General features: G+C 41.6%; 27 protein-coding genes. 26 read left to right on the top strand and 1 reads right to left on the bottom strand.

Going from position 1 to position 22,590, the window contains the following annotated elements; genetic code table 11:
* The first annotated feature begins 1 nt into the window (after position 1).
* The 21 genes from ADM50_RS03290 to gap all read left to right on the top strand — a co-directional run bounded on the left by ADM50_RS03290 (position 2) and on the right by gap (position 17,713).
* A complete protein-coding gene (locus tag ADM50_RS03290; RefSeq protein ID WP_000286399.1) occupies positions 2-367 on the top strand; it encodes a DUF1033 family protein in 366 nt (121 codons plus the stop codon).
* A gap of 62 nt (positions 368-429) precedes the next feature.
* Complete coding sequence (gene comGA, locus ADM50_RS03295; protein WP_049484516.1) at positions 430-1,371, top strand: competence type IV pilus ATPase ComGA; 942 nt, start codon at positions 430-432, stop codon at positions 1,369-1,371.
* Positions 1,319-2,335, top strand: a complete 1,017-nt coding sequence (gene comGB / locus ADM50_RS03300) for a competence type IV pilus assembly protein ComGB (protein WP_161801137.1) — start codon at positions 1,319-1,321, stop codon at positions 2,333-2,335. Before comGA ends, comGB begins: the two co-directional genes overlap by 53 nt.
* A gap of 1 nt (position 2,336) precedes the next feature.
* Complete coding sequence (gene comGC, locus ADM50_RS03305) at positions 2,337-2,660, top strand: competence type IV pilus major pilin ComGC (protein ID WP_049484517.1); 324 nt, start codon at positions 2,337-2,339, stop codon at positions 2,658-2,660.
* Positions 2,623-3,057, top strand: coding sequence for a competence type IV pilus minor pilin ComGD (comGD, locus tag ADM50_RS03310; protein WP_049484518.1), 435 nt, complete (start codon positions 2,623-2,625; stop codon positions 3,055-3,057). Before comGC ends, comGD begins: the two co-directional genes overlap by 38 nt.
* A complete protein-coding gene (gene comGE, locus ADM50_RS03315; RefSeq protein ID WP_125389331.1) occupies positions 3,020-3,322 on the top strand; it encodes a competence type IV pilus minor pilin ComGE in 303 nt (100 codons plus the stop codon). Before comGD ends, comGE begins: the two co-directional genes overlap by 38 nt.
* Positions 3,285-3,746 (top strand): competence type IV pilus minor pilin ComGF, encoded by a 462-nt coding sequence (comGF, locus tag ADM50_RS03320; RefSeq protein WP_049484520.1) that lies wholly within the window; start codon positions 3,285-3,287, stop codon positions 3,744-3,746. Before comGE ends, comGF begins: the two co-directional genes overlap by 38 nt.
* Positions 3,724-4,137 carry a competence type IV pilus minor pilin ComGG gene (comGG, locus tag ADM50_RS03325; RefSeq protein WP_049484521.1) on the top strand — a complete coding sequence of 138 codons (414 nt, stop codon included), beginning with the start codon at positions 3,724-3,726 and terminating at the stop codon, positions 4,135-4,137. Before comGF ends, comGG begins: the two co-directional genes overlap by 23 nt.
* Positions 4,138-4,169: 32 nt before the next feature.
* A complete protein-coding gene (locus ADM50_RS03330) occupies positions 4,170-4,760 on the top strand; it encodes a class I SAM-dependent methyltransferase (protein ID WP_049484522.1) in 591 nt (196 codons plus the stop codon).
* Positions 4,761-4,818: 58 nt separating this feature from the next.
* Complete coding sequence (locus ADM50_RS03335) at positions 4,819-5,772, top strand: class I SAM-dependent methyltransferase (protein WP_049484523.1); 954 nt, start codon at positions 4,819-4,821, stop codon at positions 5,770-5,772.
* A gap of 50 nt (positions 5,773-5,822) precedes the next feature.
* On the top strand, positions 5,823-7,013 hold the full coding sequence (locus ADM50_RS03340; protein WP_049484524.1) for an acetate kinase: 1,191 nt from the start codon (positions 5,823-5,825) through the stop codon (positions 7,011-7,013).
* Between the two features lie 149 nt (positions 7,014-7,162).
* Entirely contained in the window at positions 7,163-7,534 is a 372-nt protein-coding gene (gene rnpA / locus ADM50_RS03345) for a ribonuclease P protein component (RefSeq protein WP_045591913.1), read from the top strand.
* Complete coding sequence (locus ADM50_RS03350) at positions 7,509-8,336, top strand: membrane protein insertase YidC (protein WP_185758303.1); 828 nt, start codon at positions 7,509-7,511, stop codon at positions 8,334-8,336. Before rnpA ends, ADM50_RS03350 begins: the two co-directional genes overlap by 26 nt.
* A gap of 14 nt (positions 8,337-8,350) precedes the next feature.
* Positions 8,351-9,337, top strand: coding sequence for an RNA-binding cell elongation regulator Jag/EloR (jag, locus tag ADM50_RS03355; protein ID WP_049484526.1), 987 nt, complete (start codon positions 8,351-8,353; stop codon positions 9,335-9,337).
* Positions 9,338-9,392: 55 nt separating this feature from the next.
* Positions 9,393-10,016 carry a hypothetical protein gene (locus ADM50_RS03360; protein WP_049484527.1) on the top strand — a complete coding sequence of 208 codons (624 nt, stop codon included), beginning with the start codon at positions 9,393-9,395 and terminating at the stop codon, positions 10,014-10,016.
* Positions 10,017-10,133: 117 nt separating this feature from the next.
* Entirely contained in the window at positions 10,134-12,110 is a 1,977-nt protein-coding gene (gene tkt, locus ADM50_RS03365; protein WP_049484528.1) for a transketolase, read from the top strand.
* 118 nt (positions 12,111-12,228) lie between these two features.
* On the top strand, positions 12,229-12,549 hold the full coding sequence (gene yajC, locus ADM50_RS03370) for a preprotein translocase subunit YajC (protein WP_000371435.1): 321 nt from the start codon (positions 12,229-12,231) through the stop codon (positions 12,547-12,549).
* 47 nt (positions 12,550-12,596) lie between these two features.
* The gene (locus ADM50_RS03375; RefSeq protein ID WP_049484529.1) at positions 12,597-13,040 is read left to right on the top strand and encodes a low molecular weight protein-tyrosine-phosphatase; all 444 of its coding nucleotides are present in this window, start codon (positions 12,597-12,599) and stop codon (positions 13,038-13,040) included.
* Entirely contained in the window at positions 13,027-13,440 is a 414-nt protein-coding gene (locus ADM50_RS03380; RefSeq protein WP_000413192.1) for an MORN repeat-containing protein, read from the top strand. The genes ADM50_RS03375 and ADM50_RS03380 overlap by 14 nt, the downstream gene beginning before the upstream one ends.
* Positions 13,441-13,735: 295 nt before the next feature.
* Positions 13,736-16,387, top strand: a complete 2,652-nt coding sequence (gene adhE, locus ADM50_RS03385) for a bifunctional acetaldehyde-CoA/alcohol dehydrogenase (protein WP_049484530.1) — start codon at positions 13,736-13,738, stop codon at positions 16,385-16,387.
* A gap of 318 nt (positions 16,388-16,705) precedes the next feature.
* A complete protein-coding gene (gap, locus tag ADM50_RS03390) occupies positions 16,706-17,713 on the top strand; it encodes a type I glyceraldehyde-3-phosphate dehydrogenase (RefSeq protein ID WP_000260682.1) in 1,008 nt (335 codons plus the stop codon).
* Between the two features lie 78 nt (positions 17,714-17,791).
* Here the strand turns inward: gap and ADM50_RS03395 are convergent, their stop codons facing one another.
* Complete coding sequence (locus tag ADM50_RS03395; RefSeq protein WP_080983060.1) at positions 17,792-18,667, bottom strand: RluA family pseudouridine synthase; 876 nt, start codon at positions 18,665-18,667, stop codon at positions 17,792-17,794.
* 86 nt (positions 18,668-18,753) lie between these two features.
* On the opposite strand from ADM50_RS03395, the gene pbp2a reads away from it, so the two are divergent.
* The 5 genes from pbp2a (at position 18,754) to ADM50_RS03420 (ending at position 22,528) form a co-directional block, all read left to right on the top strand.
* The gene (gene pbp2a / locus ADM50_RS03400) at positions 18,754-20,949 is read left to right on the top strand and encodes a penicillin-binding protein PBP2A (protein WP_049484531.1); all 2,196 of its coding nucleotides are present in this window, start codon (positions 18,754-18,756) and stop codon (positions 20,947-20,949) included.
* Between the two features lie 52 nt (positions 20,950-21,001).
* Positions 21,002-21,154: a 50S ribosomal protein L33 gene (gene rpmG, locus ADM50_RS03405; protein WP_038804034.1), complete on the top strand. Its 153-nt coding sequence runs from the start codon at positions 21,002-21,004 to the stop codon at positions 21,152-21,154.
* A 9-nt stretch (positions 21,155-21,163) separates the two neighbouring features.
* The gene (secE, locus tag ADM50_RS03410; RefSeq protein WP_000505776.1) at positions 21,164-21,340 is read left to right on the top strand and encodes a preprotein translocase subunit SecE; all 177 of its coding nucleotides are present in this window, start codon (positions 21,164-21,166) and stop codon (positions 21,338-21,340) included.
* A gap of 57 nt (positions 21,341-21,397) precedes the next feature.
* Positions 21,398-21,934 (top strand): transcription termination/antitermination protein NusG, encoded by a 537-nt coding sequence (gene nusG / locus ADM50_RS03415; protein WP_000376732.1) that lies wholly within the window; start codon positions 21,398-21,400, stop codon positions 21,932-21,934.
* A gap of 120 nt (positions 21,935-22,054) precedes the next feature.
* Positions 22,055-22,528, top strand: a complete 474-nt coding sequence (locus ADM50_RS03420) for a hypothetical protein (protein ID WP_049484532.1) — start codon at positions 22,055-22,057, stop codon at positions 22,526-22,528.
* The last annotated feature ends 62 nt before the right edge of the window (positions 22,529-22,590 follow it).

Consider the following 22,590-nt stretch of genomic DNA (forward strand, 5'->3'; position numbering starts at 1 on the left):
AATGTATCGTGTTATAGAAATGTATGGGGATTTTGAACCGTGGTGGTTCATAGAAGGTTGGGAAGAAGATGTCATCATGAGTCAATCTTTTGACAAGTATTATGATGCTCTAAAATATTATAAATCATGCTGGTTTGAGCTGGAAAAGAAGAATCCTCTTTATAAGAGTCGGAGTGATTTGATGACTATTTTTTGGGATCCTGCCGACCAACGCTGGTGTGATGAGTGCGATGAGTATTTGCAGCAGTACCATTCTTTGGCACTTTTACAGGATGAGCAAGTCATCCCCGATGAAAAGCTACGTCCAGGCTACGAAAAACAAACAGGTCAAGAAAAACACCGTTCTTGCCGCATGAAATGGAGATAAAAAAGTAACTTTTTAAGTTGCTTTTTTTATTTTTTTGCGAATAGTTAGATAAGGAGGGCGGTATGGTACAAGAAATTGCACAGAAAATTATTGCTACTGCGAAAGAAAAGAAGGCTCAGGATATCTATTTCATTCCCAAGGAAAAGTCCTACGAGCTTCACATGCGGATTGGAGACGAGCGGTGTCTCGTTGACTCCTATGAGTTTGATGTTTTAGCTGCTGTGATTAGTCATTTTAAGTTTGTGGCGGGTATGAACGTAGGAGAGAAGAGACGTAGTCAACTGGGCTCTTGCGACTATCAGCATGGGGAGAAGGTGTCTTCTCTGCGTTTGTCTACCGTGGGAGATTATCGGGGACATGAGAGTTTGGTCATTCGTTTGTTGCACGATGAGGAGCAGGACCTGCATTTCTGGTTTCAGGATATGAACGAACTGGGTGAGCAGTACAGGCAACGGGGACTCTATCTCTTTGCAGGTCCAGTCGGCAGTGGTAAGACGACCTTGATGCACGAATTAGCTAAGTCTCTGTTTATGGGGCAACAGGTCATGTCTATCGAAGATCCTGTCGAAATCAAGCAGGACGACATGCTCCAGTTGCAGTTGAATGAGGCGATTGGCTTGACCTATGAAAATCTGATCAAACTGTCTCTCCGGCATCGTCCGGACCTCTTGATTATTGGTGAAATTCGGGATAGCGAGACAGCGCGTGCAGTGGTCAGAGCCAGTTTGACAGGGGCGACAGTTTTTTCAACCATTCATGCCAAGAGTATCCGAGGTGTTTATGAACGCCTTCTGGAGTTGGGTGTGACGGAGGAGGAATTAGCAGTTGTTCTGCAAGGAGTCTGCTACCAGAGATTAATTGGGGGAGGAGGAATCGTTGACTTTGCAAACAAAGACTATCAGGAACACCAGCCAACTAGCTGGAATGAACAGATTGAGCAGCTTCTTAAAGATGGACATATCACAAGTCTTCAGGCTGAAACGGAAAAAATTAGCTACAGCTAAGCAGAAGAAAATCATCACTTTGTTTAACAACCTCTTCTCCAGTGGCTTTCATTTGGTGGAAATTATTTCTTTTTTGGGCAGAAGTGCCTTGCTGGAAAAGGACTATGTGGCCCAGATGCACCAAGGATTGTCTCAGGGGAAATCCTTTTCAGAAATGATGGAAAGTTTGGGCTTTTCAAGTGCCATTGTGACCCAATTATCTCTAGCTGAAGTACATGGAAATCTTCACCTGAGTTTGGGAAAGATAGAAGAATATCTGGATAATTTGGCCAAGGTCAAGAAAAAGTTAATCGAAGTGGCGACTTATCCCCTGATTTTGCTGGGATTTCTCCTGCTAATCATGCTGGGGCTCAGGAATTATTTGCTACCTCAACTGGACAGTAGCAATATCGCCACTCAAATCATCGGCAATCTGCCACAAATTTTTCTGGGACTAGTGCTGGTTTGCTCTCTGTCTCTACTTTTATCCCTCACTTTCTACAAAAGAAGTTCCAAGATGCGAGTCTTCTCTATGTTAGCACGGATTCCCTTTCTGGGAATCTTTGTCCAGACTTATCTGACGGCCTATTACGCGCGTGAATGGGGCAATATGATTTCGCAGGGAATGGAGCTGATGCAGATTTTTCAGATCATGCAGGAACAAGGTTCCCAGCTCTTTAAAGAAATTGGTCAAGATCTGGCTCAAGCCCTGCAAAATGGCCGCGAATTTTCTCAGACTATAGGAGCCTATCCTTTCTTTAAAAAGGAGTTGAGTCTCATCATTGAGTATGGGGAAGTCAAGTCCAAGCTGGGGAGTGAGTTGGAAATCTATGCTGAGAAGACTTGGGAAGCCTTTTTTACCCGAGTTAATCGTACCATGAATCTGGTACAGCCACTGGTTTTTATCTTTGTGGCCCTGATTATCGTTTTACTTTATGCGGCAATGCTTATGCCCATGTATCAAAATATGGAGGTAAATTTTTAAAATGAAAAAATTCATGACAAAACTAAAAAAAGCTAAGGTTAAAGCTTTCACTTTGGTAGAAATGCTAGTCGTCCTTTTAATCATCAGCGTTCTTCTCTTGCTCTTTGTGCCCAATTTGACCAAGCAAAAGGATGCCGTAGATGACAAAGGAAAAGCTGCTGTTGTCAAGGTCGTGGAAAGCCAGGCAGAACTTTATCGTTTAGATAAAAATGATGACGCCAGCCTCAGCAAATTACAAGCGGACGGTCGTATCACAGCTGAGCAAGCCAAAGCTTATAAAGACTACCATGCAAAACAAAAAACAAGCCAAACCGTTGCAGATTAAGGCCTTTACTATGCTGGAAAGTCTCTTGGTTTTGGGGCTTGTGAGTATCCTTGGTTTAGGCTTGTCTGGCTCTGTCCAGTCCAGTTTTGCGGCGGTAGAGGAGCAGATTTTCTTTATGGAGTTTGAAGAACTCTATCGGGAAACGCAAAAACGCAGTCTAGCCAGTCAGCAAAAGACCAGTCTGAACTTAGATGGACAGACGATCAGCAATGGCAGTCAAAAGTTGACCGTTCCTAAAGGGATTCAGGCACCATCTGGACAAAGCATTATATTTGACAGAGCTGGGGGCAATTCGTCCCTGGCTAAGGTTGAATTTCAGACTAGCAAAGGAGCGATTCGCTATCAATTATATCTAGGAAATGGAAAAATTAAACGCATTAAGGAAACAAAAAATTAGGGCAGTGATCTTACTAGAAGCAGTAGTAGCGCTAGCCATATTTGCCAGCATTGCAACCCTCCTCTTGGGACAAATCCAACAAAATAGACAAGAAGAGGCAGAAATCTTGCAAAAAGAAGAAGCCTTTCGTGTAGCTAAGATGGCTCTGCAGACAGGTCAAAATCAGGTAAACATAAACGGAGTGGAGATTCAGGTGTTTTCTAGTGAAAAAGGAGTGGAGGTCTATCATGGTTCAGAGAAGTTACTCGACCTTAAAGAGCAGTAAGGTAAGAGCGTTCACTCTTTTAGAATCCCTGATTGCCCTTATTGTCATCAGCGGGGGCTTGCTCCTCTTTCAGGCTATGAGTCAGCTCCTCATTTCAGAAGTTCGTTACCAGCAGCAAAGCGAGCAAAAGGAGTGGCTCTTGTTTGTGGATCAACTGGAGGCAGAGTTAGAGCGTTCGCAGTTTGAAAAGGTAGAAGGCAATCGCCTCTATTTAAAACAAGATGGTAAGGATATCTCTATAGGGAAGTCTAAATCGGATGATTTTCGAAAAACGGATACCAGCGGACGGGGCTACCAACCTATGGTTTATGGACTTAAATCAGCTCAAATTACAGAGGAAAATCAATTGGTTCGCTTTCGTTTCCAATTTCAAAAAGGCTTAGAAAGGGAATTCATCTATCGTGTGGAAAAAGCAAAAAGTTAAGGCAGGCGTTCTTTTATATGCAGTTACCATGGCAGCCATTTTTAGCCTTTTGTTGCAGTTTTATTTGAATTGGCAAGTAGCCCATCACAAAGACTTTGCCCTAAACAAAGAAAAGTTGGCAGCTTTTGCCATGGCCAAGCGAAGTAAGGATAAGGCTGAGCAAGAAAGTGGAGAACAAGTCTTTAACTTAGGAAAAGTCAGGTATCACAATACGAAAACAGGTTTTACAACAAGTGTTCGTATGAGTAAGGGCAACTATGAATTTCTCTTTTCTCCGATGAAAACCCAAGAAAAGAAAACAGCTAAAAAGGAAGAGGTAGCGACTGATTCAAGCAATCAAGCAGGGAAGAAAAAATCAGAAGAAAAGCCTGAAAAGAAAGATAATTCCTAGTCAATTCAACTACTTTGTGTTAAACTAAAAACATGAAACACGATTTTAATCACAAAGCAGAAACCTTTGATTCGCCCAAAAATATCTTTCTTGCAAATTTGGTTTATCAAGCAGTTGAAAAACAGATTGCTCTTCTATCAGACAAGGAAATACTGGATTTTGGTGGTGGAACGGGTCTATTAGCCTTGCCCCTAGCCAAGCAGGCCAAGTCGGTTACCCTTGTAGATATCTCGGAGAAAATGCTGGAGCAAGCCCGTTTGAAAGCAGAGCAACAAGACATCAAGAATATCCAGTTTTTGGAGCAGGATTTACTGGCAAATCCCTTGGAACAGCAATTTGACCTGATTGTTGTCAGTCGGGTTCTTCATCATATGCCTGATCTAGATGCAACTCTTGCCATGTTTTACCATCACCTTAGGGAGAATGGACAAGTTCTCATCGCTGATTTTGTCAAGACAGATACCAACCATCATGGTTTTGATTTAGCTGAACTGGAAAATAAGTTAATTCAGCAGGTTTTTTCATCTGTGCATAGTCAGATTCTCTATAGCGCTGAAGAATTGTTTCAAGGAAATTATTCAGAACTCTTTTTAACAGTAGCCCAAAAATCACTCGCTGACTAAAGCAGTGATTTTTTCTCTTCAGATGGAAAAAAGGAGGGAAATTTGATAAGATAGGAATATGGATTTTGAAAAAATTGAACAAGCTTATACGTATTTACTAGAGAATGTCCAAGTCATCCAAAGTGATTTGGTGACTAACTTTTATGATGCCTTGGTAGAGCAAAATAGTATCTACCTAGATGGTGAGACTGAGTTAGAGAAGGTAAAAGAGAACAATCAAGCCCTTAAGCGCTTAGCGCTTCGCAAGGAAGAATGGCTCAAGACCTACCAGTTTCTCTTGATGAAGGCAGGCCAAACGGAGCCTTTACAGGCCAATCACCAGTTTACACCAGATGCCATTGCTCTCCTCTTGGTACTTGTTGTGGAAGAATTGTTTGAACAAGAGGAAATTAGCATCCACGAAATAGGCTCTGGTATGGGCGTTTTGGGGGCTACTTTCTTGACTTCTCTCGCTAAAAAAGTAGATTACTTGGGAATCGAAGTGGATGACTTGCTGATTGATTTGGCAGCCAGTATGGCAGATGTGATTGGTTTGCAAGCTGGTTTTGTCCAAGGAGACGCCGTTCGTCCGCAAATGCTTAAAGAAAGCGACGTGGTCATCAGCGACTTGCCTGTTGGCTATTACCCAGATGATGCCATCGCTTCACGCTATCAAGTGGCTTCTAGTCAAGAGCATACCTATGCCCACCATTTGCTGATGGAACAAGGCCTCAAGTACCTTAAGTCAAATGGTTATGCTATTTTTCTAGCTCCGAGTGATTTATTGACCAGTCCTCAAAGTGACTTATTAAAAGGGTGGCTCAAAGATGAAGTGAGTCTGGCTGCTATCATCGCTCTGCCAGAGGATATTTTCTCAACTGCAAGCCAAGCTAAAAGTATTTTTGTCTTACAGAAGAAAAGAGATAAAGAAATAGAACCCTTTGTTTACCCTCTTACTAGCTTGCAAGATCCGTCAGTTTTGTTGACCTTTAAAGAAAATTTTCAAAATTGGAGCAAAGGTACTGAAATATAAAAGAGATTTTGTTATAATAGATGAAAACGCTTAAAAAGAGGTATCATCTTATGACAAAAACAATTGCAATCAATGCAGGAAGCTCAAGCTTGAAATGGCAACTTTATCAAATGCCTGAAGAGAAAGTTTTGGCTAAAGGCTTGATTGAACGTATTGGATTGAAAGATTCAATTTCAACAGTAAAATTTGACGGTCGTTCGGAGCAACAAATTCTTGATATTGAAGACCATACACAAGCCGTTAAAATTTTATTGGATGACTTGATTCGTTTTGACATCATCAAAGGGTACGATGAGATTACAGGTGTCGGACACCGCGTCGTTGCAGGTGGTGAATATTTCAAGGAATCAACAGTTGTTGAGGGAGATGTGATAGAAAAAGTTGAGGAATTGGGACTCTTGGCTCCTCTTCACAATCCAGCTAACGCTGCTGGAATTCGTGCATTTAAGGAATTGCTTCCAGATATTACCAGTGTTGTTGTATTTGATACTTCATTCCACACAACCATGCCAGAAAAGGCTTATCGCTACCCTCTACCAACTAAATACTACACAGACAACAAGGTTCGTAAATATGGTGCCCACGGGACAAGCCACCAGTTTGTCGCAGGAGAAGCAGCGAAACTTTTGGGCCGTCCTCTAGAAGATTTGAAATTGATTACCTGCCATATTGGTAACGGGGCTTCTATCACAGCTGTTAAGGGTGGGAAGTCTGTGGATACTTCTATGGGATTCACACCACTTGGCGGTGTGATGATGGGAACTCGTACAGGGGATATTGACCCTGCTATCATCCCTTATCTCATGCAATATACAGAGGATTTCAATACCCCAGAAGATATTAGTCGCGTTCTTAATCGTGAATCAGGGCTCATGGGAGTTTCTGGTCAGTCAAGCGATATGCGTGATGTGATTGCTGCCATGGAAGCAGGAGACCATGATGCAACTTTGGCTTATGAAATGTATGTCGATCGTATCCAAAAACATATTGGCCAATACCTTGCAGTCCTAAATGGAGCAGATGCGATTATCTTCACAGCAGGTATCGGTGAAAATGCAGCTTTGGTTCGTGAGGATGTCATTTCAGGTATCTCTTGGTTTGGCTGTGATGTGGATCCAGAAAAGAACGTCTTTGGCGTAACGGGAGACATCTCAACTGACGCAGCGAAAATCCGTGTCTTGGTTATTCCAACAGATGAAGAATTAGTGATTGCACGTGATGTTGAGCGCTTGAAAAAATAAGTAAATACACGTAAAATTTGATTGTAAAAAGAAGTTGGGAAAGAGATTTTCCAGCTTTTTTTATGAAGAAAATGTCTAAAACCTTGCTGTTATTGGCTTTTTCAAAAAATATGGTATAATAGTAGTAATTTAATAGATGGAGTTGAGTTTTGAAGAAAAGCTTTCGTGTAAAAAGAGAGAAAGATTTTAAGGCGATTTTCAAGGACGGAACAAGTTTTGCCAATCGAAAATTTGTTGTCTACCAATTGGAAAACCAGCAAAACCATTTTCGAGTAGGACTGTCCGTCAGCAAAAAGCTGGGGAATGCAGTTACCAGAAATCAAATTAAGAGACGAATTCGACATATCATACAAAATGCAAAGGGGAGTCTGGTAGATCATGTCGATTTTGTTGTGATTGCTCGAAAAGGGGTGGAAACCTTGGAATATGCAGAGATGGAGAAAAACCTACTCCACGTATTAAAGTTATCAAAGATTTACCAGGAAGGAAATGGGAGTGAAAAAGAAACTACAGTTGACTAGTTTGTTGGGCTTGTCCTTGTTTATCATGACAGCCTGTGCAACAAATGGTACAGCCAGCAATATAACAGCAGATTCGACAGACTTTTGGAGCAAATTCGTCTATTTTTTTGCTGAAATTATCCGCTTTTTGTCCTTTGACATTAGTATCGGAGTGGGGATTATCCTCTTCACAATCTTGATTCGGACGATTTTATTGCCTGTCTTTCAGACACAGATGGTTGCCTCTAGAAAAATGCAAGAGGCTCAACCACGAATCAAGGCTTTGCGAGAGCAATACCCAGGTCGTGATATGGAAAGTAGAACCAAGCTAGACCAGGAGATGCGTAAGGTTTATAAAGAGTTAGGAATCAAACATTCCTCCTCTCTCTGGCCGATTTTAATACAAATGCCGGTTCTCTTGGCGCTCTTTCAAGCCTTGAGTCGAGTAGACTTTTTGAAAACAGGTCACTTTTTATGGATTAATTTGGGAGGAGTAGATACAAGTTTTGTCCTTCCGATTTTGGCGGCAGTCTTTACCTTCTTGAGTAGCTGGTTATCGAATAAAGCTTTGTCTGAAAAAAGTGGAGCTACGACAGGGATGATGTATGGTATGCCTGTATTGATCTTTGTTTTTGCCATCTCCGCCCCAAGTGGTGTAGCCTTGTACTGGGCTGTATCCAATGCTTACCAAGTTCTGCAAACCTATTTCTTGAACAATCCTTTCAAGATTATTGCTGAAAGAGAAGCAGTGGCGCAAGCAGAAAAAGATTTAGAAGGCAAGAAGAGAAGAGCTTTGAAAAAAGCACAGAAAAAGAAAAAATAAGGAGGAATCTGGTAATGGTATTATTTACAGGTTCAACGGTTGAAGAAGCAATCCAAAAAGGATTGAAAGAATTAGACATTCCAAGAATGAAGGCCCACATCAAGGTCGTTTCAAAAGAGAAAAAAGGATTCTTAGGCTTGTTTGGTAAGAAGCCAGCTCAAGTTGATATCGAAGCGATTAGTGAAACGACAGTGATCAAAGCCAATCAGCAGGCCATTAAAGGGGTTCCAAAAGAAGTCAATGAAAAAAATGAACCCGTGAAAACAGTAAGTGAAGCAACTGTTGATTTGGGTCATGTAGTGGAAGCGATTAAGAAGATTGAAGAAGAAGGTCAAGGTGTTTCTGAAGAGGTCAAGGCTGAAATCTTGAAAAATGAAAAGCACGCCAGCACGATTTTGGAAGAAACAGGCCATATTTCAATTTTAAATGAATTGGAACCAGAGGATACTACCGAGGAAGTAGGCTCTGCTCCAGAAAAAGAAACTGAAACGCAGGAAGCAACAAGCCAATCTTTGGAAGATTTAGGTTTGAAAGTAGAACCAAGTTATGACATCGAACAAGTGGCAACTGAAGTAGCTAACTACGTTCAAACCATTGTAGATGATATGGATGTTGAAGGGACGATTTCAAGCGACTACAATCGCCGCACCATCAATCTTCAAATTGACACTAATGAACCAGGTCGTATTATCGGCTACCACGGAAAAGTCTTGAAAGCTCTTCAGTTGTTAGCGCAAAATTACCTTTACAATCGCTATTCAAGAACCTTCTACATCACAATCAATGTCAATGATTACGTTGAACACCGTGCAGAAGTCTTGCAAACCTACGCTCAAAAATTGGCGACTCGCGTTTTAGAAGAAGGTCGTAGCCAACAAACGGATCCAATGTCAAATAGCGAACGCAAGATTATCCATCGCATTATTTCACGCATGGATGGCGTGACGAGTTACTCTGAAGGTGACGAGCCAAATCGCTATGTTGTCGTAGATGCAGAATAAGCAAAGCAAAATCAGGTTCATCCTGATTTTTTGCTAGGAAAGGAAAGATTCAGATATGCTGAAAGCAGTTAGAGAATACCTATCATTTGCAGGAGTCCAGTACCGTAATCCTGATAAAGCTGGCGATGAAAGAGAAAAGATGTTGGATTTGCGGCAAAAAGGCCAAGAGGCTCGGAAGTCTTTTACAGAACTGGCCAAAACTTTTCAAGCTAGTCATCCAGAATGGCAACTGCAACAGACTAGTCAGTGGATGAACCAAGCGCAACGCTTGCGACCGCATTTCTGGGCCTATCTACAGAGAGACGGACAAGTGACAGAACCTATGATGGCTCTTCGTTTGTATGGAACACCTACTAATTATGGGATTTCTTTGGAGGTCAGCTTCATTGAGCGCAAGAAAGATGAACAGACTTTAGACAAGCAAGCCAAGGTTTTAGAACTTCCAGCGGTAGAAGGAATTTATTATCTAGTCTACTCAAATGGGGAAAGTCATAAGATGGAGGCTAATGAAGAAAATCGTCGTACTTTACGAGAGAAGGTGAGAAGTCAGGAAGTCCGTAAAGTCTTGATCAAGGCAGATGTTTCCCTCATTGAAAATCAGTCAGTAGAAGCGATATTGGAGAAGCTAGAAGAGGCTTATGCGCGCTTGCTTCCGTACTATGAAGTGACGAGGGAATAGAAAATCAAATGTGTTAGATGAACGCAAATTGTTTTATTGCTATTCTATGCATTTTTTCATATAATAGTAAAATAGGATGTGTGATTCATTAATCACCTCAAAGAGAAAGGAAATTCTATGTCAAATCTATCTGTTAATGCAATTCGTTTTCTAGGTATTGACGCCATCAACAAAGCAAACTCAGGTCACCCAGGGGTGGTTATGGGGGCTGCTCCAATGGCCTATAGCCTCTTTACAAAGCAACTTCGCATCAATCCAGCACAACCAAATTGGATCAACCGCGACCGTTTTATTCTTTCAGCAGGTCACGGCTCTATGCTTCTTTATGCCCTTCTTCACCTTTCTGGTTTTGAAGATGTTAGTATGGATGAAGTCAAGAACTTCCGCCAATGGGGTTCAAAAACACCAGGTCACCCAGAATTTGGCCATACTGAAGGGGTTGACGCTACAACTGGTCCTCTAGGACAAGGGATTTCTACTGCTACTGGTTTTGCCCAAGCAGAACGTTTCCTTGCAGCGAAGTATAACCGCGAAGGCTTCAATATCTTTGACCACTATACTTATGTGATCTGTGGCGACGGAGATTTAATGGAAGGTGTTTCAAGCGAGGCAGCTTCATACGCAGGTTTGCAAAAGCTCGACAAGTTGGTTGTTCTTTATGATTCAAATGACATTAACTTGGATGGTGAGACAAAAGATTCCTTCACAGAAAGTGTTCGTGACCGTTACAATGCCTACGGTTGGCACACAGCCTTGGTTGAAGATGGAACAGACCTTGAGGCTATTCATGCTGCTATCGAAACAGCTAAAGCTTCAGGAAAACCATCTTTGATTGAAGTGAAGACTGTTATTGGATACGGTTCTCCAAACAAACAAGGAACTAATGCTGTACACGGTGCTCCTCTTGGAGCAGATGAAACTGCCGCAACTCGTCAAGCCCTTGGTTGGGACTACGAACCATTTGAAATTCCAGCTGAAGTTTATGCTGATTTCAAGGAAAATGTCGCAGACCGTGGCGCATCAGCTTATCAAGCTTGGACTAAATTAGTTGCTGACTATAAAGAGGCTCATCCAGAACTGGCTGCAGAAGTAGAAGCCATTATTGACGGCCGTGACCCAGTTGAGGTGACTCCAGCAGACTTCCCAGCCTTAGAAAATGGATTTTCTCAAGCAACTCGTAACTCGAGTCAGGATGCCTTGAATGTTGTAGCAGCTAAGCTACCAACCTTCCTAGGTGGATCAGCTGACCTTGCTCACTCAAACATGACTTATATCAAAACGGACGGACTTCAAGACGACGCTAATCGCTTGAACCGCAACATTCAGTTTGGTGTTCGTGAATTTGCAATGGGAACGATTTTGAACGGGATGGCTCTTCATGGTGGACTTCGTGTATACGGTGGTACTTTCTTTGTCTTCTCTGACTATGTGAAAGCAGCTGTCCGTTTGTCAGCCTTGCAAGGACTTCCTGTGACTTATGTCTTTACCCACGATTCGATCGCAGTTGGTGAAGATGGTCCAACTCACGAACCAGTTGAACACTTAGCAGGTCTCCGTGCTATGCCAAATCTCAATGTTTTCCGCCCAGCAGATGCGCGTGAAACGCAAGCGGCTTGGTACCTTGCTGTGACAAGCGAAAAAACACCAACTGCCCTTGTCTTGACACGTCAAAACTTGACTGTCGAAGAAGGAACAGACTTTGACAAAGTTGCGAAAGGTGCCTATATTGTCTATGAAAATGCAGCTGACTTTGATACGATATTGATTGCAACAGGTTCAGAGGTCAATCTCGCTGTCGCAGCTGCCAAAGAATTGGCTAGTCAAGGCGCGAAAGTCCGCGTAGTCAGCATGCCATCTACAGATGTCTTTGACGCACAAGATGCAGCATACAAGGAAGAAATCCTTCCAAATGCAGTCCGCCGTCGTGTTGCAGTCGAAATGGGTGCAACTCAAAACTGGTACAAATATGTTGGTCTTGATGGTGCAGTTCTTGGTATTGATACCTTTGGAGCATCTGCCCCAGCACCAAAAGTATTGGCAGAGTACGGATTTACAGTTGAAAATCTAGTCAACGTCGTTCAAAACTTGAAATAATCACAAAAATCAGAGTGAAAACTCTGATTTTTTTATAACCATAAAAACAAGGCACAATCTTGTAAAAGTAGCTGAAATTTGATATAGTAGTCCTATGTAAAATACAAAGGAGAAAACAATGGATCCAAATATTACTTTCTTAATCATGCTTGTAGGTATGTTCGCCTTGATGTTCTTTATGCAACGTTCTCAAAAGAAACAAGCGCAAAAGCGTATGGAAAGCTTGAACAAGCTTCAAAAAGGCTATGAAGTCATTACAATTGGTGGACTTTACGGAACAGTGGATGAAGTAGATACTGAGAAAGGTACAATCGTACTGGACGTAGATGGCGTTTATTTGACTTTTGAATTGGCTGCGATTAAGACCGTTTTGCCACTCAAGGAAGCTGTGACACCAGAAGGAACAGTTGTTGACGAAGGCGGAGCAATCGAAGAATAAAACGGGACCTGTCACTCCCGTTTTTCTATGAGACGAGAGGAAAAGGGATGAAAAAAATAGTATTTGTTTGCCTAGGAAATATTTGCCGAAGTCCCATGGCAGAGTTTGTGATGAAATCCATGACGAGCGATTACCAAGTCGAAAGCCGGGCAACATCATCATGGGAACATGGCAATCCGATTCATAAGGGAACGCTGAGGATTTTCCAGCAGTATCAGATCCCGTATGACAAAGACAAAACATCGCTTCAGATTGGCAGGGAAGACTTTGAATCGTTTGATTACATTATCGGTATGGATGCTTCAAACCTTTCAGATCTGCGTCACATGTGTCCTCAGGAACTACAGTACAAGATCTACTCTTTTGCGGCTGAAAGTGTCCCAGATCCTTGGTATACAGGAGATTTTGAGGAAACCTATGCTCGTATCACAAGTGGATGTCAAAGCTGGCTAGATCGATTAGAAAATGAGAGTGACAATGGAAAAGCTTAAACAATTTTATGAGAAGTGTAGAGTTTACCTAACTCGTCCTAGGTTAGAGCTCGTTGCAGTAGTTGTAATGGCACTCTGTGCTCTTTCGGTATTTCTGCTAAATACGCCTAAAAAGGGTGTCCTGACACTTGATGGTGGAGCTCTTGTTTATGATGGCACCTTGGTACGAGGAAAAATGAATGGTCAAGGAACCCTGACCTTTGAAAATGGAGACCAATATACAGGTGATTTCAATAATGGAGCCTTTAATGGGAAAGGAACTTTCCAATCAAAAGATGGCTGGAAATACGAAGGTGATTTTGTAAATGGTCAGGCTGAAGGTCAAGGGAAGTTGACGACAGAGCAAGAAGTCGTTTATGAAGGAACCTTTAAACAAGGCGTTTTTCAGCAAAAACAGTAGTCTCCAAGTTAGGAGGCTATTTTTCAAAGCCAGAAAGAAAACGCTTTCTATGCTTGGGTTTGATAAATAACCATCAACTAGAAAAACTTTGTGAAATAAAAAAATTTTCTCCATAATTTCACAATCGTCCAGACAAAACTCTATTGCGTAGCTACATTGGGAAAAAAATCACAATCTCAGGAAAATTCTTTGTGAAATGCTTATGAAACTGTTTACAAAGCATAAAAAAAGAGTTATAATAAACTTGTGAAAAAATTAACAAAGGATAAAGTCCTTAAAGGCTATGGAGGATAATATGGCTGATAAAAAAACAGTAACCCCAGAGGAAAAACAACTTGCTGCTGAAAAGCATGTCGATGGTCTCGTGAAAAAAGCCTTGGTTGCGCTTGATGAAATGCGCAAATTGAACCAAGAACAAGTTGATTACATCGTAGCAAAAGCGTCTGTTGCAGCACTTGACGCGCACGGTATTCTTGCACAACATGCAGTTGAAGAAACTGGTCGTGGAGTATTTGAAGATAAGGCAACAAAAAACCTATTTGCCTGCGAACACGTAGTGAACAATATGCGTGGAGTTAAAACGGTTGGAGTTATTGAAGATGATCCAATTACAGGTTTGACAAAGATTGCGGAGCCTGTCGGTGTAATCTGTGGTGTCACTCCGACAACAAACCCAACTTCAACAGCGATTTTCAAATCCTTGATTGCTTTGAAAACACGTAACCCAATCGTTTTTGCCTTCCACCCATCTGCTCAAGAATCATCAGCTCACGCAGCACAAATCGTTCGTGATGCAGCTATTGCGGCTGGAGCACCTGAAAACTGTGTTCAATGGATTACAGAACCATCTATGGAAGCAACTGGAGCGCTTATGAACCACGAAGGTGTTGCAACTATCCTTGCAACTGGTGGTAATGCCATGGTTAAAGCTGCATACTCATGTGGAAAACCAGCTCTTGGGGTAGGTGCCGGAAACGTTCCTGCCTATGTAGAAAAATCTGCTGACCTTCGTCAAGCTGCTCATGATATTGTTATGTCTAAGTCATTTGATAATGGGATGGTCTGTGCATCAGAACAAGCCGTTATCATTGATAAAGAAGTATATGACGAATTTGTAGAAGAATTCAAATCATATCACACTTACTTTGTAAACAAAAAAGAAAAAGCCCTTCTTGAAGAATTCTGTTTCGGTGTAAAAGCTAATAGCAAAAACTGTGCAGGTGCTAAACTAAATGCAAACATCGTTGGTAAACCAGCAGCATGGATTGCTGAACAAGCAGGATTTAGCGTTCCAGAAGGAACAAACATCTTGGCTGCAGAATGTGCAGAAGTAGGACCGAAAGAACCATTGACTCGTGAGAAATTGTCACCAGTTATTGCTGTCCTAAAAGCTGAAGACACAGAAGATGGTCTTACAAAAGCTCGTCAAATGGTTGAGTTTAACGGACTTGGTCACTCAGCAGCTATCCATACAAAAGACGAAGAGCTTGCTAAACGCTTTGGTACAGAAATCAAAGCTATGCGTATTATCTGGAACTCTCCATCTACTTTCGGTGGTATCGGTGACGTATACAATGCCTTCATTCCATCATTGACACTTGGATGTGGTTCATATGGACACAACTCAGTCGGTGATAACGTGAGTGCGATCAACCTTCTAAACATCAAGAAAGTAGGGAAACGTAGAAATAATATGCAGTGGTTTAAAGTTCCTTCAAAAATTTACTTCGAACGCAATTCTATCCAATACCTTCAAACATGTGAAGATATTGAACGCGTTATGATTGTTACAGACAAATCGATCGAAAAACTTGGTTTTGTTCAACGCATTATTGACCAATTGAACAAACGCAGCAACCGTGTAACTGTCCAAGTCTTCTCAGACGTTGAACCAGACCCAGATATCACAACTGTAGAACGTGGTACTGAAGTAATGAGAGCATTTGAACCAGACACAATCATCGCTCTTGGTGGTGGTTCTCCAATGGATGCAGCGAAAGTAATGTGGCTCTTCTACGAACAACCAGAAATCGACTTCCGTGACTTGGTTCAAAAATTCATGGACATTCGTAAACGTGCCTTCCGCTTCCCATCACTTGGTAAGAAAGCGAAATACATTGGTATTCCAACAACTTCAGGTACAGGTTCAGAAGTAACACCATTTGCCGTTATCTCTGATAAGAAAAACAATCGTAAATACCCATTGGCTGACTACTCATTGACACCAACTATTGCGATTGTTGACCCTGCTTTGGTTGAGTCGGTTCCAGACTTCATCGCTGCGGATACAGGTATGGACGTCTTGACTCACGCGACTGAAGCTTACACTTCAAACTTCGCTAACGACTATACAGACGGTATCGCCCTTCAAACAATCAAACTTGTCTTTGAATGGTTGGAAAAATCTGTTAAGACAGCTGATCCAGAAGCTCGCGAAAAAATGCACAATGCATCTACAATGGCTGGTATGGCCTTTGCCAATGCCTTCCTTGGTATGAGCCACTCAATGGCCCACAAGATCGGTGCGGTTCACCATACTGTTCACGGACGTACAAACGCAATCTTGCTTCCATACGTTATCCGTTACAATGGTACTCGCCCATCTAAGACGACTACATGGCCTAAGTATAACTACTGGAAAGCTGACGAAAAATTCCAAGATATTGCTAGAATGCTTGGATTGCCTCACTCAACTCCAGAAGAAGCAGTTGAAGCATACGCTAAAGCTGTTTACGAACTTGGTGTTGCAGTAGGTATCAAGATGAACTTCAAGGATCAAGGAATCGATGAAAAAGCTTGGAAAGACAGCTTGCATGAAATTGCCTTGCTTGCTTATGAAGACCAATGTTCACCTGCTAACCCTCGCTTGCCAATGGTAGCTGACATGGAAGAAATCATGGCAGATGCTTACTATGGTTATGCAGAACGACCAGGACGTCGCAAATAATTGTTTATCAGCCTAGAGACAGGAGAAATCCTGTCTCTTTTTTGTAAACTCTGAAAGCGTTGAAATTGGAGTTTCACCTTGAAATGAAGAGGATATGCAGATATTATAAAAGATTCTAGAGATATGCTTTGAAAATAAAAGAATGGATGAATAAAAAGGGGGAGAAAAAGTAGAAAAGCAGGAGAGAAAATCAACGCCCGTACTTGCAATTAAACTCAAATAGTTATATAATAGGTTTGTTGAAAGGTGATTTGTAGTGATTCAAGTTACTCTTTTCACAATAAAATTTTCATGATTTTCATAAGGAGGAAATCACTAATGGTAGTTAAAGTTGGTATTAACGGTTTCGGCCGTATCGGTCGTCTTGCTTTCCGTCGTATCCAAAACGTAGAAGGTGTTGAAGTTACTCGCATCAACGACCTTACAGATCCAGTTATGCTTGCTCACTTGTTGAAATACGACACAACTCAAGGTCGTTTCGACGGTACTGTAGAAGTTAAAGAAGGTGGATTCGAAGTTAACGGTAAATTCGTTAAAGTTTCTGCTGAACGTGATCCAGAACAAATCGACTGGGCTACTGACGGTGTAGAAATCGTTCTTGAAGCAACTGGTTTCTTCGCTAAGAAAGATGCAGCTGAAAAACACCTTAAAGGTGGAGCTAAGAAAGTTGTTATCACTGCTCCTGGTGGAAACGATGTTAAAACAGTTGTATTTAACACTAACCACGACGTTCTTGACGGTACTGAAACAGTTATCTCAGGTGCTTCATGTACTACAAACTGCTTGGCTCCAATGGCTAAAGCTCTTCAAGATAACTTCGGTGTTGTAGAAGGATTGATGACTACTATCCACGCTTACACTGGTGACCAAATGATCCTTGATGGACCACACCGTGGTGGTGACCTTCGCCGTGCTCGTGCTGGTGCTGCAAACATCGTTCCTAACTCAACTGGTGCTGCTAAAGCTATCGGTCTTGTAATCCCAGAATTGAATGGTAAACTTGACGGATCTGCACAACGCGTTCCAACTCCAACTGGATCAGTTACTGAATTGGTAGCAGTTCTTGAAAAGAACGTTACTGTTGATGAAGTAAACGCAGCTATGAAAGCAGCTTCAAACGAATCATACGGTTACACAGAAGATCCAATCGTATCTTCAGATATCGTAGGTATGTCTTACGGTTCATTGTTTGACGCAACTCAAACTAAAGTTCTTGACGTTGACGGTAAACAATTGGTTAAAGTTGTATCATGGTACGACAACGAAATGTCATACACTGCACAACTTGTACGTACTCTTGAATACTTCGCAAAAATCGCTAAATAATTCTTGAGTCGATAAAAGCAAGACCTGTTGGTCTTGCTTTTTCTATTTTTAGATAAAACAAAATGGATGATTTAGCGGTCATCCATTCTTTTTTAATTCTCTCTCAAATGTATCAGAAAAGGCAGTGAAGCTAAACTTTTCTAGGGTGAGTGGATGAGTAAAGGAAAGTCGAAAGGCGTGGAGCATAAGCCGATTTGTCTTTGATTTACTATTATAGAGAGGATCGCCTAGGATAGGGTGCTTATAGTGAGAAAGGTGAACACGGATTTGATGCGTTCGACCGGTCTTTAGTTTGCAACGGACAAGGGTAGTCTGATTTGGAAATTGCTTTAGTCGGCTTACCTGAGTTTCAGCATATTGCCCATTTTTGGGGTCTACCACTCGTTTTCTACGATCGTGTCGATCACGACCAATTTTATATCGGAAGATAAGTTCTTTACTCCCTACTTGCCCCTCTACGAGTGCCCAGTACTCACGAGCGATTTCCTTTTTCTCCAACAAACGATTGAGAATGGGGAGGATAAAAGGATTTTTAGCAAAAAGCACTAAACCGCTTGTTTCCATATCCAGGCGATGAACGACGTAGCAGGTTTGGCCAACGTGTGCAGAGACATGGTTGAGAAGGGCGATTTCATCAGGTTGATTTCCGTGAGTTTTCATTCCTTCTGGCTTGTTAACGATAATGAGATGTTGGTCTTGATAAACCTCTTGAACGAGGTCTGGATTTCCCCAAAGGATTTCTTTTTTGGGATAATCTTCCTCGTCAAAAGTCAACTGGCAAACGTCTCCTGGTTTGACCATCTCGTTCCAGTGAACTTCTTTGTGGTTAATTAAGATGTTCTTTTTTGTTCTCAAGAAATGGCGGATCTTTCTAGGGATGAGGAGTTGTTCCTCTAGGAATTGTTTGACCGTCATTTGAGGCAAGGATTCGGGTAATGTAAATGTGAATTGCATACAGATATTGTAACAAAAAAAGCCCTATTTGGATAGGGAATAGCTAAATTCTTGAGTTCCTATGGTGAAGATGATAAAATAAACGCATGAAATTAGATAAATTATTTGAGAAGTTTCTTTCTCTCTTTAAAAAAGAAACAAATGAATCAGCAGAGTCTGATTCTACTAGTATGCGTCGTTCTCGGAGCGATAGAAAAAAACTAGGCCATGTAGGTCCGATTCGGAAATTTTGGCGTCGTTACCATCTGACAAAAATCGTCATCATTTTAGGGTTAAGTGCAGGTTTGCTAGTAGGAACCTACCTATTTGCCATAGCCAAATCTACCAATGTTAATGATTTGCAAAATGCCTTGAAAACACGAACTCTGATTTTTGACCGCGAAGAAAAAGAGGCAGGCGCCCTATCAGGTCAAAAGGGAACCTATGTTGAACTGACAGATATCAGTAAAGACTTGCAGAATGCTGTCGTCGCGACAGAGGACCGTTCCTTTTATAAAAATGATGGGATTAACTACGGTCGTTTCTTTCTAGCCATCCTTACAGCGGGTCGTTCTGGAGGGGGGTCTACCATCACTCAACAGTTGGCGAAAAATGCCTATCTTTCTCAGGACCAAACCGTTGAACGGAAGGCCAAGGAGTTTTTCCTTGCCTTAGAGTTGACAAAGAAATACAGCAAGGAGCAAATCCTTACTATGTACCTCAATAACGCCTACTTTGGAAATGGGGTATGGGGTGTTGAAGATGCAAGTAAGAAATATTTCGGTGTATCAGCTTCACAGCTAACGCTTGATCAGGCGGCCACTCTAGCAGGGATGCTCAAGGGACCAGAATTGTATAATCCATTAAATTCTGTTGAAACTTCGACCAACCGTAGGGATACTGTATTACAAAATATGGTTGCAGCGGGCTATATTGATAAAAATCAAGAGACCGAAGCGGCTGGAGTAGATATGGCTTCTCAACTGCAAGATAAGTATGAAGGCAAAGTTTCGGATTATCGTTACCCGTCCTATTTTGATGCAGTTGTCAACGAAGCGGTTTCCAAGTACAATCTCACAGAAGAAGAGATTGTCAACAACGGCTATCGAATCTACACAGAGCTTGACCAAAACTACCAAGCAAACATGCAGGTTATTTATGAAAACACTTCGCTATTTCCAACAGCAGAAGACGGAACGCATGCAGAATCGGGTAGTGTCGCTCTAGAACCCAAGACTGGTGGAGTGCGTGGAGTTGTTGGTCGTGTAGCTGGTGATGACAAACCAGGCTTCCGCAATTTTAACTATGCCACTCAGTCTAAGCGTAGCCCAGGCTCAACCATTAAACCTTTAGTTGTTTATACACCCGCAGTAGAAGCAGGATGGGCCTTGAACAAGCAACTGGACAATCATACGATGCAGTACAACAGTTATCAAGTAGACAACTATGCGGGCATTAAGACATCTCCAGAAGTGCCTATGTATCAGGCCTTGGCGGAATCACTCAACCTACCGGCAGTTGCGACTGTAAATGAATTAGGTATTGACAAAGCTTTTGACGCTGGGGAGAGATTTGGCCTGAATATGGAAAAAGTTGACCGAGTTCTTGGAGTTGCTCTTGGTGGAGGTGTGGAGACGAATCCTCTCCAGATGGCGCAAGCCTATGCAGCCTTTGCCAATGGAGGTCTAATGCCTGAAGCACATTTCATCACTCGTATTGAGAATGCCAGCGGTCAGGTCATAAAGAGTCATAAAAATTCCCAAAAACGAGTGATTGATAAGTCGGTAGCTGATAAAATGACCAGTATGATGCTAGGAACATTTACCAATGGTACAGGAATTAGTTCGTCACCAGCGGATTACGTTATGGCTGGTAAAACAGGTACGACTGAAGCTGTTTTCAACCCAGAATATACCAGTGACCAGTGGGTGATTGGCTATACTCCAGATGTTGTAATCAGCCACTGGCTCGGTTTCCCAACAACAGATGAGAGTCATTATCTAGCAGGTTCGACCTCAAATGGAGCAGCCCATGTCTTTAGAAGTATGGCTAATACCATTTTGCCCTACACTCCAGGTAGCACTTTTACAGTTGAGAATGCTTATAAACAAAATGGGATTGAACCAGAAAATACGAAAAAGCAGGCCGTTGAAAATGAGACAAACCAGTCTGAGGATCCGATAGGAGATATTCGTAGTCGTGCTCAAAATCTTGTAGATGAAGCAGGTCGGGCGATTTCAGAAGCCAAGATAAAAGAAAAAGCCCAGACAATATGGGACTCAATCCTTAATCTATTTCGTTAAGAGGCTTGTCAAAGCCTAGGTTTCTTGTTATAATAGATAAGATGGAGGCGTTATGGCACTAAAAAAAGCAAGCCTAGCTTGTGCAGTTTGTGGTTCAAGGAATTACTCAATCAAAATTAGTGGGAACCCCAAGCCAACACGACTAGAAGTAAATAAATTTTGTAGACATTGTGGAAAATATACGACACATAGAGAAACGAGATAGGAGAGAACGATGGGTTTTATTAAGGATATTTTTAAACTTCTTAAAGAAACAACTTGGCCAACTCGCAAAGAAAGCTGGAGAGATTTTCGCTCTATTATGGAATACACAGCCTTCTTTGTGGTCATCATTTATATTTTTGACCAGTTGATTGTTTCAGGTTTGATTCGATTTATTAACATTTTTTAGAAGAAATGCGGAGAAGTTCTGCTAGCTTTCTTCTATATATGTATGAAAGGAAATATCATGGATAGTTTTGACAAGGGATGGTTTGTTCTACAAACTTATTCTGGCTATGAAAATAAGGTAAAAGAAAATCTATTGCAACGTGCGCAAACGTATAACATGTTAGATAATATTCTACGCGTTGAGATTCCAACACAAACCGTGCAAGTTGAGAAAAATGGAAAGAAAAAGGAAGTTGAAGAGAATCGCTTTCCAGGTTATGTCCTTGTAGAAATGGTCATGACCGATGAAGCATGGTTCGTCGTTCGAAACACACCTAACGTAACAGGATTCGTCGGCTCACACGGTAACAGATCAAAACCAACTCCACTTTTGGAACAAGAAATCCGTGATATTCTGGTTTCAATGGGACAAACTGTTCAAGAGTTCGATATTGATGTTGAAGTTGGCCAGACAGTCCGCATCATTGATGGCGCTTTTGCAGACTACACAGGGAAAATTACTGAAATTGATAACAACAAAGTGAAGATGATTATCTCTATGTTTGGTAATGATACGATTGCAGAAGTGAATCTCAACCAAATTGCAGAATTATAACCCCAGAGAGGCTTTGCCTCTCTTTTTATGTGCTGTTGAGGGAGGAAGAAGTATAAAATAGAGGAAGTAGACCCAGGGGCTCGCGCATTTTGCTAAACTAAATGCAGAAAGGAGAGGTCTATGAATCTAAAAGACTTATATGAAGAAAGCAAGGGAATCGTTCATAAGTGTCGCAAAGATTATCATTTGCATCTATGGGAGAAAGAGGACTGGGACCAGGAAGGCATGTTATGTCTGTATGAGCTGGTGAGCCGTAATCCAGAGTTATTAGAGGGCGAGCGCCATCGACTTTATGTCTGCTTTAAAACAAAGTTTAGAAATCGTATCCTAGATTACATCCGTAAACAGGAAAGCCACAAGCGCCGTTTTGACAAAGAACCCTATGAAGAGGTGAGTGAGATTAGCCATCGTCTAGGAGAAAAAGGACTGAGACTGGATGATTATTATCTCTTTCACGAACTTCTAAAGAATTACAAATCAAAGCAGAGTATGGAAAAACAAGAGTTAGTGGACCGTCTCATGGGAGGAGAAATCTTCAGAGGGCGCAAGGCACTATTGAGGGAGCTTTCTACCGTCTTCCAAGAATTTGTATAGGTTGAAAAAAGTCCTTGACAAAGTTTGAAAAGTAGGTATAATAGAAAGAGTTGAAAAGCTCA

Origin of the sequence: Streptococcus oralis (assembly GCF_001075675.1) — a bacterium.
Taxonomy (GTDB): domain Bacteria; phylum Bacillota; class Bacilli; order Lactobacillales; family Streptococcaceae; genus Streptococcus; species Streptococcus oralis_V.